Source organism: Ilumatobacter coccineus YM16-304 (assembly GCF_000348785.1).
Taxonomy (GTDB): domain Bacteria; phylum Actinomycetota; class Acidimicrobiia; order Acidimicrobiales; family Ilumatobacteraceae; genus Ilumatobacter_A; species Ilumatobacter_A coccineus.
In genome coordinates, this window is record NC_020520.1 from 4,315,809 (window position 1) to 4,329,091 (window position 13,283).

A 13,283-nucleotide genomic window follows, 5' to 3' on the forward strand; every position below is an offset into this window, starting at 1 on the left:
CAGCCTACGATCGCCGGCGTGAGCTTGCCGATTCCCATTGTCCGACTCGATGCCGATCTGCCGCTGCCCGCGTACGCCCACGAGGGTGATGCCGGGCTCGACCTGTACGCACGCGACGACATGCTGCTGGCTGCAGGCGGAGGTCGCGGTCTGGTGGCGACGGGCATCTCGATCGCGATCCCGGTCGGCTACGGCGGCTTCGTGCTCCCTCGGAGCGGCATGGCGCTGAAGCGCGGCATCAGTGTGGTCAACGCGCCGGGTCTGATCGATGCGGCCTACCGCGGTGAGATCAAGGTGATCCTCCTCAACACCGACCCGACCAGCGACTACCAGGTCAGCCGCGGCGACCGCATCGCGCAGCTCGTGATCCAACAGGTGGCCCAGGTCGAGTGGCAGGTGACCGACGATCTCGACGGAGCAGACCGCGGCGGCGGCTTCGGCCACTCCGGCCGCTGACCCCCACGCGACCACATCGAGCCTGGCCAAAAATCACCCCCACACGACCACATCGAGCCTGGGCAGAAATCACCCCCACGCGACCACATCGAGCCTGGGCAAAAATCACCCCCACGCGACCACATCGAGCCTGGCCAACAATCACCCCCACGCGACCACATCGAGCCTGGCCAACAATCACCCCCACGCGACCACATTTGGCCTGGGCAAAAATCACCCCCACGCGACCACATCGAGCCTGGGCAGAAATCACCCTGAGCGGCGGACGGCGTCGTCGGCGCTCTCAACCCCAGGCGAAGACGGGTTGCTCGAAGTCGGCGACTCGGCTGTCGATGCTCGGGCGGCCGTCGATGCAGAGCCAGCGGAACTGCACCAGCACTGCCCCGGTCGGCGCGTGGATCAGATCACCGCCGAGCGGGACCTGGACGACCGGCCGATCGCTCTCCGGGATGTCGACGAAGCGAGGCGAGTCGGGCCGGGCGAGCTGATGGAGACCGACGCGGTACGCGGCGAGCACCTCGTCAGGGCTCGGAGCCAACGTCACGTCGGCGCCGCCCCACACCACGACCGGCGTCATGACGTAACCCGACCGGGTCGCATAGTCGTCGAGCAGACCGAGCACGTGCGACTCGTCGAACAACACGCCGACCTCCTCGTGTGTCTCGCGGAGCGCAGCACCGACCGGAGACTCGCCCGCATCGAGGCGACCGCCGGGCAACGCCCACTGACCCGCGTGCTTGTTCAGGCGGGAGCTTCGGCGGCACAGCACGAACGATGCGCCGCCCGACACGTCGACCATGCGTCCGTGCAACGAGTCGTCGACGCCCGGTTCGTAGCCGGGGATCACCCGCATGTCGGCGTCGTCGAACGGATGCGGATCGGTGCGGTCGCTGCCCGCCGTGGAATCGACCACCACGATCGCCACCGCGGCGTGACGCCGCCCGTCGAGCGGCAGTTCGATGCGGTCGTGCGCCGAGAGTCGATCGGCCACCGACGTGCGCAGCCCGTCGGTCAGTTCGATCGGAGTGAGCGCAGCGGGATCGATCGACATGTGAACAGTCTCGTCCCCGCGGCGCCGGCCACGCGAACCGTTGTACCGTCGGCTTCGTGGCTCGAATACGACTGCACAACGACGACCTCGGGTACGAGACGAACTGTTTCGTGTGCGAACCCACGAACGATTCCGGCCTGCGCATCCCGTTCTTCCACGACACCGAGGCATCGCTCGTGACCGCCGAGTTCACCCTCGGCACGGCGTTCTCCGGAGCGCCGACGATGCTGCACGGCGGCGTCACCCTCGCTGTGCTCGACGAGGCGATGGCCTGGGCGTGCATCGCGATCGCACGACAGTGGGCGGTCACGTCCGAGACGTCGACTCGGTTTCATCGCGCCGTCCACGTCGACAAACCGCACATCGTCGAAGCCGAGGTCGCCGAGCAGACCGACAGCGAGATCGTCGCCGTGGGGCGCGTGCTCGACGTTCGAGGTGTCGTCCGTGCCGAGGCCCGAGCGACCTACACCGCACTCGGTGAAGCGCAGATCAAGCGCGCCGTGGGACTCGCCGACGACGCCGAACTCGACTCGTCGATGCGTCTCGACTGATCAGTTGCCGGCGACGGCGTCGTCGAAGATGGTGAGGAAGTCGTCGGTGAAGTCGGGGAAGTCGCCGGCCGGAACGACGACGTCGATGCTCGGATCGAGGTCGTAGTCCATCAGCATCGTCATCTCGAAGGTCGAGTCGGCGAGCATGTCGGAACCGGCGAGATCGGCGTCGGACATGCCCGATTCGGCGAGGATCGCAGGGAGTTCGGCGAACAGCACCGACATGTCGATGTCGAACCGCAGGGTGTCGATGGCACCCTCGGCGAGCGTGATCGCCACGTCGACGTCCATCGACTCGAACACGTCGAGCATCGCTTGCGCCACGTCGGTGCCGCCGAGTTGCTCGAACGTGGCATCCATGCCGCCGAGCATCGCCGACGGGTCCTGCCCGAACGCACGCGAGTAGTCGAGGAACCCGATCGTGCCGGAGAACGCGTCGTCGGTGCCTTCGATCGCGCCCGAAGCGACGAGCGTCTCGTTCAGGACCTGAGCCATCTCGACCGGGTCGGGGGCCGCCTGCCCGGCCAGCGTCGAAGTGATCTCGGGGCCGCCGAGACCATCACCGAGCCGGCTCACGTCGACGGTGAACACGTCGGCCGGTAGGCCGGCTGCACCGGGCGTCTGAGCCAGGATCGCACCGAAGCCGCCCATGTCCATCGTCATGATCGAGCCGTCGAGCCATGTCTCCATCGACAGGTCACCGCCGAGCAGGGTGGTCGCGTCGACGCCTCCGCCGGCGCCCGACGATTCGAGGATCGCACTCATCATCGGCGCCATGTCGACGAGCGTGTGCTGCTGTCCTTCGGCGTCGGACTCGATGAAGATCATCGCGTTGGCCGGGTCGGCCGGGAAGCTGATCGTCTGTCCGAGCGCACCCATGTCCATGGTCATCCCCATGGCGAGTTCGGCGCGGTACGCGTTCGCTCCGGCCGTCTGCTCGAACGCGAGCGACAGCGCCGACACGCCGAGCGCTTCGGCCGACTCGGTGAGTTCGTCGGCATCGAGCAGCGTGTCGTCGACGACGGGTTCGGGAACGTCGACGCCCTCGGCGTCGTCGGATCCCGATCCGCAGGCCGAGACGAGCAGGGCCGAGGTACCGATGACAGCAAGCGCGCGCTTCATCCCACCCACGCTACGTGGCCCGGACCGGTGAACGCTGTCAAGCGTTCGTCAACCTCGGTAACCGCTGGTGATGGGCATGCGGCGGTCTTTGCCGAACGCCTTGCGACTCACGCGTACGCCAGGGGGACACTGACGGCGCTTGTATTCGGCGACGTCGACGAGCCGCGTGACCCGTCGCACTATGGCCTCGTCGTGACCGAGTTCGATGATCTCGCCTGCCGTGCGGTCGTCTTCGACGTACAGCTCGAGGATCGGATCGAGCACCTCGTAGGGCGGGAGGCTGTCGTCGTCGCGCTGGTCTGGGCGGAGCTCGGCCGACGGTGGCTTGGTGATGACGTTCTCGGGGATGATCTCGCGACCTTCACGCTGGTTGACGTAGCGACACAGGTCGTACACGCGGGTCTTGAGCACGTCTTTGATGGCGGCGTAGCCCCCCACCGAGTCGCCGTAAATGGTGAAGTAGCCGACGGCGACCTCGCTCTTGTTGCCGGTGGTGAGCACCATCCAGCCGAACTCGTTCGACAGCGCCATCAGCAGTTGGCCTCGGCAGCGCGACTGGATGTTCTCGTAGGTGAGGCCCGGCTCGCGGCCCTCGAACGACGGTTCGAGCATGTCGATGTAGGCGCTGAACGCCGGTTCGATCGAGATGGTGCGGAAGTCGATGTCGAGCGCTTCGGCGAGCAACTGTGCGTCGGACTTCGAGTGATCGGACGAGTATCGCGACGGCATCGAGACACCGTGGACGTGTTCGGCGCCGAGGGCGTCGACGGCGATGGCGGCGATGATCGACGAGTCGATGCCGCCCGAGAGGCCGATCACCACGTCGGAGAAGCCGTTCTTGCGGCAGTAGTCACGGGTGCCGAGCACGAGCGCGTCGTACAGCTCACGGTCGGCGTCGAGCGGTTCGGCGACCGGCGAGGCGAGCGCAAAGTCGTTCGTGACCGGTGCGGCCGACACCTCGACGGTCGGCAGCATTTCGCCGGTGGCGCGACCACGCGGGTCGAGCAGGCGCTTGCGGTAGACGGGTGGCACCGGCACGTCGACGATCATCAGTTCTTCCTCGAACTGACACGCACGCCCGAGCAGGGTGCCCTCGTGGTCGAACGCGAGCGATCCTCCGTCGAAGACGAGTTCGTCCTGACCGCCGACCTGGTTGACGTAGACGACGGCGCAGTGCGAGTCGGCGGCGCGCGTGGCGAGCATCCGTTCGCGTCGCTCACCCTTGTTGATCGAGTACGGAGAACCGTTGATGTTGATGTTGACCTCGGCACCCGCTGCGGCCTGCGTGGCGACCGGCCCGGAGGCGCTCCAGATGTCTTCGCAGATCGAGATGCCGACCTTGACGCCACCGATCACGTACAGCTCGAGCGGGTCGGTCTCGTCGCCGGGCGTGAAGTAGCGCTGCTCGTCGAACACGGTGTTGTTCGGAAGCAGGCGTTTGCGATAGGTGCCGAGCACCTCGCCGCCGGCACAGACCGCTGCCGCGTTGTAGATGTCGCGATCCTGGTCGACGAACCCGATGACCGCGGCACAGCGTCGGGTGCGGGCGGCGAACTTGCCGAGCATCTCGAGGTTGTCGTCGACGAAGCCCGGCTTGAGCACGAGGTCTTCGGGCGGGTAGCCCGTGGTCGACAGCTCGGGGAACGCCACGATGTCGCAGCCCGCTGCTTCGGCTTCGTCGTAGGCGTCGCTGAGCTTGCGGAGGTTGCCGTCGAGGTCGCCCACCGTCGGGTTCAGCTGGGCCAGGGCGATACGCAACACGGTCACCCCAGTAGGTTACGTCGGCCCGTCCGTCCCGGCGACGAGTGCGCCGACGCAGAACCGGACGCTTTGTCTCTGAGACAAACCGTCCGGGTGTCAGGCGTCGAGTCGGCCGTCGGTGATGTAGACGCTGCGATCGCAGAAGTGTGTGATCCGTTCGTCGTGCGTCACGACGATGGCTGCGGTGCCTCGCGACTTCATCTCGTTGCGGATGAGTTCCATCACCTGCTCGCCCAGCTTGGTGTCGAGCGCCGAGGTCGGCTCGTCGAACAACACCAGCGACGGATCGTTCATGAGCGCGCGGCCGATCGCGACGCGCTGACGCTGACCGCCGGAGAGTTGCGACGGCAGGTTCTTGGCCCGATCACCCAAGCCGAGTTCTTCGAGCAACTGATCGGCCCGCTCCTTGGCCGCCGCACCGGTGCGCTTGCCGAGCTCGTCGACGACGAGCAGGTTCTCACGAGCGTTGAGGAACGGAACCAGGTTGACCGACTGGAACACGAAGCCGACCTTGTCTTGTCGGAACGCGGTGAGTTCCTTCGCGCTGTGGTCGGAGATGTCCTCGCCGCCGACGACGATGGTGCCCGACGTGGCCGAGAGGATGCCGCCGGCGATCGAGCAGAGCGTGGTCTTGCCCGAGCCCGACGGGCCGACGAGCGCCACGATCTCGTCGCTGCCGAGCGTGAGGCTGGCGTGGTCGAGCGCGACGACCTCGGAGCCGTCGCCCATCTTGTAGACCTTGCGGACATCGGTCATCTCGAGCGCGGTGGTGACGGACGTGGTCGTCATGCAGGTACTCCGTTCGGGCAGGAGAGTCGGGGAAGAGAGGGCGATCGAGTCACGACGTGGTGCCGATCGCCGAGGCGGGGTCGATGCGAAGCACTCGCCGGAGCGAGAACGAACAGCCGAGGATCGCCGCCACCACGAGCAGCACGGTGCTGGTGACGATGCGCGTCGGTGTGACGAGCAGCGGGATCGACCCGGGCGGCAGCAGTAGGTCGAGCACGATGACGAGCGCGCCGGCGATCGATGCCGCGATCGCGGTGAGCACGACCGCTTGCACGACGAGCCCCGCGAAGATCGTCGACGACCTCGCCCCGAGCGCTTTGAGCACGCCGTACAGGCTGGTGCGCTCGACGGTGAGCAACGCGAAGAACAGCCCGATGACGACGAGCGCGATCGCCACGGTGACGCCGATGATCTGGTTGAACGTCGAGGTCTGCTCCGACACGCCCGGGATCGCGTCGATCGCCGCCGACACCGTGAACGACTCGGTGCCACCGTCGGTCGCAGCGTCGATCGCCGCCGGCAGATCGGAACCCGACCCGCGCACCACGAGCGCTTGGAACACGTCGTCGCCGAGACGAGCGTCGGGACGGTTCTCGCTCAACACCTCACGCCACGTCGTCGGCGACGCCCACAGGCTCCCCTGGCCGTTGAAGCTGATGTCGCTGACGAAACCGACGATCTCGATCTTCGACCGTGCAGGTCCGAGTTCGATGATCATCCCGACCTCGACGCCGTCGGCTTCGAGCACGTCGTCGGCCCACGCCTGCCCATCGGGCGGCGGCTCGGGAACCCCGTCGGGAGCGAGCTCGTAGCCGAACAACGCGACACCGGCGAGATCGCGCGGCCCCTTGCCCGGAACGCGTGCCCCGAGCTGAACGTTGCCGATGCCGCCGACCTCGGTGACCCCCTCGACCGCTTCGACCTGCGCGCGTACATCCGGGTCGATACGGCTCCGGACGAACGAGGCCTGGGCGGTGTCGGAGTACACGATCGAGTCGGCGTCCTGCGCTCGGATGGCCCCCGTCGACGAGGCGATCAGCCCGTCGAGCAGCCCGCCGAGGAACATCAGCAGGATGGCGATCAGGGTGAGGATCAGCGTCGCCGCGGCGAACCGACCCGGTTGGCGACGGAGTTCGAGAAGCGCGAGTTTCACGAGCCGACCCCCTGCCCGGTGGTCGCCTCGATCGGATCGATCGCCAGCACACGCTTCGCGGCGATGAGCGAACTCGCCACCCCGAGCACGAGCAGGAGCACCGACCAGAACACGACGGCGCCCGTCTCGAAGTCGAGTGCGAGTCCGCCGAGATCGCCTTGCGAGACCGGGTAGTAGAGCAGCGTGCCGACGACGAGGCCCGCGCCGATGATCACCACCACCTGGATCAACAGCGCGGCGACGAGGCGACCGGCGGGCGCGCCGATGGCTCGCAGCAACGTCAGCGAGTTCGCCTTCTGGAACGTGACGATCAGGAAGAACAACCCGGTGACGCAGGGGACGACGATGCCGTACAGCAGGAAGATGATGTTGAACGACTGCTGGACCTGTGAGACACCGGGCGTCTCGGCGGCCGCGTCGTCGCGGGTGAGTGCGTCGAGATCGAGCGACTGCGCGTTGATCGACGTCACCACCTCCGCGGCGGTGACACCGTCGGCGGGCACCACGCCGAGCACGTTGGGCAGCGGCGTACCTGCGTCGGGATTGACGCTCTGCACCGACTCGACGTAGGTGTCGTACGACACGAACAGGGTGGGCGACACGTTCAGCTGCGCATTGTCGGCCACACCGACGATCTCGATCTGCTGTTCGCCGGGCAGGAGCGTGACGATGTCGCCGACGCCGTAGCCCAGTTGCACGTCGGCATCGCTCACCACGGCCTCGCCGTCGGCAGCCGGCAGTCGGCCGTCCGACACCGAGCTCGGCGCGCCGATCCCGTCGCCGTCGGGCCCGAGCTCGTAACCGATGATCGTCGTGTCGAACGCCTCGCCATCGGCGTTGCCGCTCGGCACCGCCGTGAAGGTGCCCTGCCCGATGCGTCCGACGTCGCCGACGCCATCGGCCGAGCGGACCAGTTCGTCGAGATCGGGCGTGATGACACTGCCCTGCAGCACCCGCTGACCGTCGACGCTGTAGACGAGCACCGGTGCGTTCTGCTCGCGAATCGCTCCGATGAACCCGTTGATCAACCCGTTCTGCAGCGATTGCTGGAACAGGATCAGGAACACCAGCAGGGCGATGGCCGCCACCAGGAGGAGGAACCGGACCTTCGATCGGGCCATCTCCTTGAACGCGAGGAACACGCTCGTGAGGCTATGCGGGAGTGCCGTCGACGTCGTCGCTCAGCTCACACATCGACGGCACGTCGCGGGCCCGGTCGAGCACACGTCGAGAAACATCTGGTCCGAACCCCTTTTCGGTGAAGGATTCGGCGTCCGATCTGGCACTATTGACCAAAGTGTTCGGTAGACGGCGTTCGAGAGCGATGTTGCTCGGCGGAGCGATGCTCGTCGCGGCGTGCACCCCGAGTGAAGGCCCGAAGTCGATTCCGCTGCCGACCTCGCCCGACACCACGACCACCACCACGACCACCACCACGACGACCACGACGAGCACGACCACCACGACGCTCGAACCGGCCACCTACGAGGCGACGATCCGGCGAACGACCGACGGGGTGCCGCACATCAGCGGACGCAACCTCGCCGATGTCTCGTTCGGTCAGGGATACGTCAGCGGCGGCGACTACGGCTGCACGCTCGTCGATCAGATCCTCAAGGTCAAAGGCGAACGGTCGGCCAACCTCGGCCCCGGCGCCAACGGCGAGAACGTCGAGAGCGACTTCGCGTGGCGAGCGATCGGCATTGCATCGATCGCCGCCGGCGACTTCGCAGCGGCCTCCCCCGGCGTCGTCGACCAGTTCGACGCGTTCGCCAGCGGATGGAACCAGCATCTCGCCGACCGCGGCGACGACGGCCTGACCGGATGGTGTGCCGGCGCCGACTGGGTCCGACCGATCGAAGCCGTCGAGGTCTACGCCTACGCACGGTCGGTGGCCCTCCTGGCGAGCAGCGCCAACCTCACCGACTTCATCGCCTCGGCGCAGCCTCCCGTCGTCGACGCAGCGGTCGCCGAGACCTCGCAGGCGCCGCTCGAAGGAACACCGAGCGAGACCGAAGCCCGCGTTCCCGACTTCTCTCGCATCGCCCCCGTCGACTTCGGCAGCAACGCGTGGGCGATCGGCGCCGATCGAGTCGAAGGCGGCACGGGCGCGATGCTCGTCGCCAACCCGCACTTCCCGTGGGAAGGCGAGCTCCGATTCGCCGAGGCGCACCTCACCGTCGACGGCGAGATCGACATCTACGGAGCGCAGCTCAGCGGCCTGCCCGGCATCGGCATCGGTTTCACCGACGAGGTCGCGTGGTCGCACACGGTGTCGGCCGGCAACCGCTTCACCGCCTACCTCCTCACGTTGAGCCCCGATTCACCCACGACCTACCTCGTCGACGGCGAGCCGCGTGAGATGGTCGCCACCGACCACACCATCGAGATCCTGCGCGCCGACGGCACGATCGACACCGAGACCCGCACGCTCTACTCGAGCCACTATGGCCCGATCCTCGACTTCCCCGGCCTCGGCTGGAACGACTCGCAGGTGCTCACCTATCGCGACGCCAACATCGACAACGACGAGTTCATCGAGTTCTACCGCGACCTCGTCGACGTCACCGATCTCGACGACCTGATCGCCACGCACGAACTCCACCAGGCGGTTCCGCTGTTCAACACCGTCGCCGCCGGTGCCGACGGACGCGCCTGGTACGCCGACACGGCCGCCACGCCGAACCTGTCGACCGAAGCCGAGCTGGTGTACCTGTCGAAACTGCTCGAAGGCGATCTGCTCACCACGGTGGCCCGCGACAACGGCGTCGTGCTGCTCGACGGCTCCGACAGCCGCTTCGACTGGGAGGTCGTCGACGGAGCGCGTGACCCCGGCCTCGTTCCGTTCGGCGAGATGCCGATGGTCGAGCGGACCGACTACGTGTTCAACGCGAACGACAGCTACTGGGTGCCATCGGCCGAGTTCACCCTCGACGGCACGTTCTCGATCCTGCACGGCGAGCAGAACATCCCGCAGTCGCTGCGCACTCGGCAGAACGCGGCCGTCCTGTCGGCTGCCAACACGCTCGGACTCGCGGGTGACGACGGGCTCTGGTCAGCCGACGAACTGCGCGACGCCACGCTCGACAACAAGGCGCAGAGCGCCGTGCTGCTTCGTCAGCCGGTCGTCGCTGCGTGCCAGGCGAACCCGCTCGTCGAGGTCGATGAAGTGCTCGACCAAGACGGCGCGGTCGCACTTCCGGCCGAGGTCGTCGACCTCTCCGCCGCGTGCGAGGTGCTCGGTGCGTGGGACGGGCGCTACGACCTCGACAGCGCCGGCCCCGTTCTCTGGCGTGAGACGTTGAGCCGTTTCTCGCGTGCCGATCGCACCGACACGGGTCTGTTGTTCGGCGACGAGTTCGTACCCGAGTCACCGGTCACCACGCCCGCATCGCTGTCCGACGACATCACGCCGGTGCTCACCGCACTCGCTCGGGCGGTACAGACCATGACGAAGGCGGGTTTCGGGCTCGAGTCGACGCTCGGCGCGGCACAGTTCACCGAGCGCTCCGGCAATCGCATCCCGCTGCACGGCGGCACCGACATCGACGGCACCACCAACATCGTCACGTGGTCGACCAACAACTCCTCCACCGAGCCCGGCCCGGTGCGTGGCGACCGCGTCGCCCCCGACGGTTCGCTGCGCGGCGACGGCTACCCGGTCAACTTCGGTACGAGCTTCGTCATGGTGGTCGACTTCTCGTCGGGCGAGCCGCAAGCCTCGGCGCTGCTCACCTACGGCCAGACGGGCAATCGCGACGCACCCGAGTTCGAGAGCCAGACGGTTCGCTTCAGCGAGAAGAACTGGCGTCCGGTGCTGCTCACCGACGACGAGATCGCCGCCGACCCAGAGCTCACCGAACTCGTCGTCCGCCAACCCTGACCGCCAAACCCCTTCTTCACGCAACCTGGTTATTTCCATCCCGGATGGAAACAACCAGGTCGGCTACTCGAACCAGCCGAAGCGGTCGATGACCAACGCGTTGTCGGCCGAGGCGTAGATGCGTTCGCTCCCGTCGTCGGCGAGCGTGACGAAGCCGAGCGCGCCACGGATCTGCCCCGGCCCGCTGGCGTTGAGGCTCGACACCGTCGGCCGAGGATCGGTCGGATACGCCGTGACGAACCCGCGGCCTCCCGACGGGGCGAGCGTGAGGTTCTGCGCGATCGCCGATGCGTCGTCGGGCACGGTCGGATTGATCGTTCCGGTGCCGGAGAGTCCGAGCCCGGCCGGCCCCTCCCCCGTCCGCGAGTCGTACTCCCGGGTCGGTGCCGACAGGTGGAAGCGTCCGGCGCCGTCGACTTCCGAATCGTCGCCGGTGAAGTACCCCGCCACGTCGACCGTGAGGTTGTCGACGCCCTGCATCAGCACGTCGATCGACCCGTCGGCACCACCGACCGGCAGGATCGCGAGGTTGGCTCGCACGTCGTTGTCACCGTTGACGTTCACACTCGACGCCAGCGGCACGTCGCCACCGCTCGGGTAGGCCGTGGCGAATCCGCCGCTCGACCCTTCGTTGTTGATGCCGGCGATCACGACCGCCACGGCGCTGATCTGACCGAGATCGCTCGGTACGCCGAGCTTGCCGGCCACCGGAACGCGCACGTCGTCGGATCCGTCGATGCCGCCGTACTCGTTGGTGTCGGAGACCGGGTCGCGCGTGTCGACGAGACGAGCGGGCGGCAGGGCGACGAAGCGACCCGCAGCGAGCGCGTCGGGTGCGTCGAAGAAGAACCCGGCGACGTCGACGACCACGCCGGTCGTGACCGACGTGTAGAGCATGAGTCGACCGTCGGCATCGAGCGGCACGATCGACGAGTTGCCGACGTTGGAACCTCCCGGCGCGTTGACGTTGGAGGTGGTCGGTCGGAACGTTCGCGGCTCCCACGCCGTCGCGTACGAGCCCGACACCGCAGGGCGGACCAACGTGATGTTGACCATCGCCGCCACCGCGTCAGCCGGCGCGTCGACGTCGATCAGGCGGGTCTGCCCGGCGCGCAACGGAGCAGCCGGCGTCTGCTCGCGCGAGTCGAATCGTCGATCCATCGCGTCGAGCGGTTCGTACCGCAACGCTCCGGAATCGGGCGCGGCGACCGGAGACGGCGCCGCCACACGATGCACTTCGCCGTCTTGTTGCACATACCACAGCGCCGTGCCGGTCGGCTCGTGGACGAAGGTCATGTCGGTGGGCTGGATCGCCTCGACGACCGGATCGTCGTAGTCGACGTCGCCATCGGCATCGCGCAGCCAGATGTCGCCGAACGCTCCGTCGGCGAAGAGGTAGCCGCCGTCGAACTCCGCGGGCCACACGCCGTCGGGCACGAAGGCCCCGGCCGTGATGTAGAGGCCGCGGTCGCGGCCGTAGTCCTCGATGGGATCGGTCAACCCGAAGCGCGGTTCGTCGCACGGCGGGTTGTCGCCCTGCGGACACTGGCCTTCACGCTCGGGCCACCCGTAGTTGGCGTTGAGCTTGCCCTCGTTGATCTCCTCGCGGGTGCTCTGGCCGACGTCGTTGATGAAGAAGCGGGTGGCGCTCGTGTTCGGGTCGAAGGCGAACCGGTACGGATTGCGCAACCCCGACGCGAAGATCTCCTGGCACGGCGTGTTCGGGGTCGTGGTGTCGTTGCCTCGGAGCCGGCATTCGACGCCGCCCGAGCCGGTTGCGGTGAACGGATTGCCGTCGACCGCCCGACCGGTGGCACGGTCGACGCGCAGGATCTTGCCGTTGAGCAGCGACAGGTCCTGTGCGGCATCGTTGTTCCCGGCGCTGCCCGAATCGTTGCGCGGGTCGCGGCCGGCGTCGCCGACTGCGATGTAGAGGTGACCGTCGTTGCCGATCTCGACGTCGCCGCCGTTGTGGTTGCCGGCGTTCGAGGAGATGTTGTCGACGAGCACGAACTCAGAACCGACGTCGAGGCCCGTCGCGGTCATCACGAAGCGGCTCACCCGGTTGTGGCATCCGCCGGGCTGCGTCGACGGGATCGTGTAGTAGACGTACACGTAGCCGCTGAGAAAGAAGTCGGGGTCGGGGGTGAATCCGAGCAGCCCGCGTTCGCTGTTGCTGCACACGGTGAGCGACCCCATCGAGGTGACCGTCGCCTCGCCATCGGCCGCCCTCGTGATCCGTTGGATCGTGCCGCCCTGTTCGAGCACGATGACCGATCCGTCGGGGAGCGCTTCGACCGCGGTCGGCCGATTCACGTCGGCGACCAGCTCGTCGGAGAACCCGCTGGGGAGTGCTGCTGCCGTCGGAACGGCCGTGTTGGTGAGCGCCACGGTCGCCCCGAGCAGTGCGACGGACAGCATGATCGAGAGTCGGCGCATGAGCCGAAACTAGTGCGATTCCCGGGCCGCTCGGACGCAGCCGTGCGTTCACGCGGCGTTCACAATCGAGCAATGACC

Annotated in this window: 10 protein-coding genes; 3 read left to right on the forward strand and 7 right to left on the reverse strand. The window is 67.4% G+C overall.

The genetic code is table 11. The features are described 5' to 3' along the window. The first annotated feature begins 18 nt into the window (after positions 1-18). Positions 19-456, forward strand: a complete 438-nt coding sequence (dut, locus tag YM304_RS19150) for a dUTP diphosphatase (RefSeq protein ID WP_015443384.1) — start codon at positions 19-21, stop codon at positions 454-456. A 283-nt stretch (positions 457-739) separates the two neighbouring features. Here the strand turns inward: dut and YM304_RS19155 are convergent, their stop codons facing one another. Beyond that, positions 740-1,507, reverse strand: coding sequence for an NUDIX hydrolase (locus YM304_RS19155; RefSeq protein ID WP_015443385.1), 768 nt, complete (start codon positions 1,505-1,507; stop codon positions 740-742). Positions 1,508-1,563: 56 nt separating this feature from the next. On the opposite strand from YM304_RS19155, the gene YM304_RS19160 reads away from it, so the two are divergent. After that, positions 1,564-2,058 (forward strand): PaaI family thioesterase, encoded by a 495-nt coding sequence (locus tag YM304_RS19160; RefSeq protein WP_015443386.1) that lies wholly within the window; start codon positions 1,564-1,566, stop codon positions 2,056-2,058. On the opposite strand, the gene YM304_RS19165 is transcribed toward YM304_RS19160, so the two are convergent. The 5 genes from YM304_RS19165 to YM304_RS19185 form a co-directional block, all read right to left on the reverse strand. After that, positions 2,059-3,180, reverse strand: a complete 1,122-nt coding sequence (locus YM304_RS19165) for a hypothetical protein (RefSeq protein WP_015443387.1) — start codon at positions 3,178-3,180, stop codon at positions 2,059-2,061. A 48-nt stretch (positions 3,181-3,228) separates the two neighbouring features. Further along, on the reverse strand, positions 3,229-4,947 hold the full coding sequence (locus YM304_RS19170) for an NAD+ synthase (protein ID WP_015443388.1): 1,719 nt from the start codon (positions 4,945-4,947) through the stop codon (positions 3,229-3,231). 90 nt (positions 4,948-5,037) lie between these two features. Beyond that, positions 5,038-5,730 carry an ABC transporter ATP-binding protein gene (locus YM304_RS19175; RefSeq protein ID WP_015443389.1) on the reverse strand — a complete coding sequence of 231 codons (693 nt, stop codon included), beginning with the start codon at positions 5,728-5,730 and terminating at the stop codon, positions 5,038-5,040. A gap of 49 nt (positions 5,731-5,779) precedes the next feature. Beyond that, positions 5,780-6,883: an ABC transporter permease gene (locus YM304_RS19180; protein ID WP_015443390.1), complete on the reverse strand. Its 1,104-nt coding sequence runs from the start codon at positions 6,881-6,883 to the stop codon at positions 5,780-5,782. Continuing rightward, on the reverse strand, positions 6,880-8,025 hold the full coding sequence (locus YM304_RS19185; RefSeq protein WP_015443391.1) for an ABC transporter permease: 1,146 nt from the start codon (positions 8,023-8,025) through the stop codon (positions 6,880-6,882). Before YM304_RS19185 ends, YM304_RS19180 begins: the two co-directional genes overlap by 4 nt. A gap of 182 nt (positions 8,026-8,207) precedes the next feature. Here YM304_RS19185 and YM304_RS19190 point away from each other — a divergent pair, with 182 nt between their 5' ends. Continuing rightward, complete coding sequence (locus YM304_RS19190) at positions 8,208-10,766, forward strand: penicillin acylase family protein (RefSeq protein ID WP_051071514.1); 2,559 nt, start codon at positions 8,208-8,210, stop codon at positions 10,764-10,766. A gap of 63 nt (positions 10,767-10,829) precedes the next feature. Here YM304_RS19190 and YM304_RS23170 read toward each other — a convergent pair whose 3' ends face one another. Next, positions 10,830-13,205, reverse strand: a complete 2,376-nt coding sequence (locus YM304_RS23170) for a PQQ-dependent sugar dehydrogenase (RefSeq protein ID WP_015443393.1) — start codon at positions 13,203-13,205, stop codon at positions 10,830-10,832. Positions 13,206-13,283: the final 78 nt, after the last annotated feature.

What these genes read in the sequence shown, in the direction of transcription:
- YM304_RS19155 (WP_015443385.1), bottom strand. Translation starts at nt 1,507, where the DNA reads ATGTCGATCGATCCCGCTGCGCTCACTCCGATCGAACTGACCGACGGG.
- YM304_RS19165 (WP_015443387.1), bottom strand. Translation starts at nt 3,180, where the DNA reads ATGAAGCGCGCGCTTGCTGTCATCGGTACCTCGGCCCTGCTCGTCTCG.
- YM304_RS19175 (WP_015443389.1), bottom strand. Translation starts at nt 5,730, where the DNA reads ATGACGACCACGTCCGTCACCACCGCGCTCGAGATGACCGATGTCCGC.
- YM304_RS19190 (WP_051071514.1), top strand. Translation starts at nt 8,208, where the DNA reads ATGTTGCTCGGCGGAGCGATGCTCGTCGCGGCGTGCACCCCGAGTGAA.
- YM304_RS23170 (WP_015443393.1), bottom strand. Translation starts at nt 13,205, where the DNA reads ATGCGCCGACTCTCGATCATGCTGTCCGTCGCACTGCTCGGGGCGACC.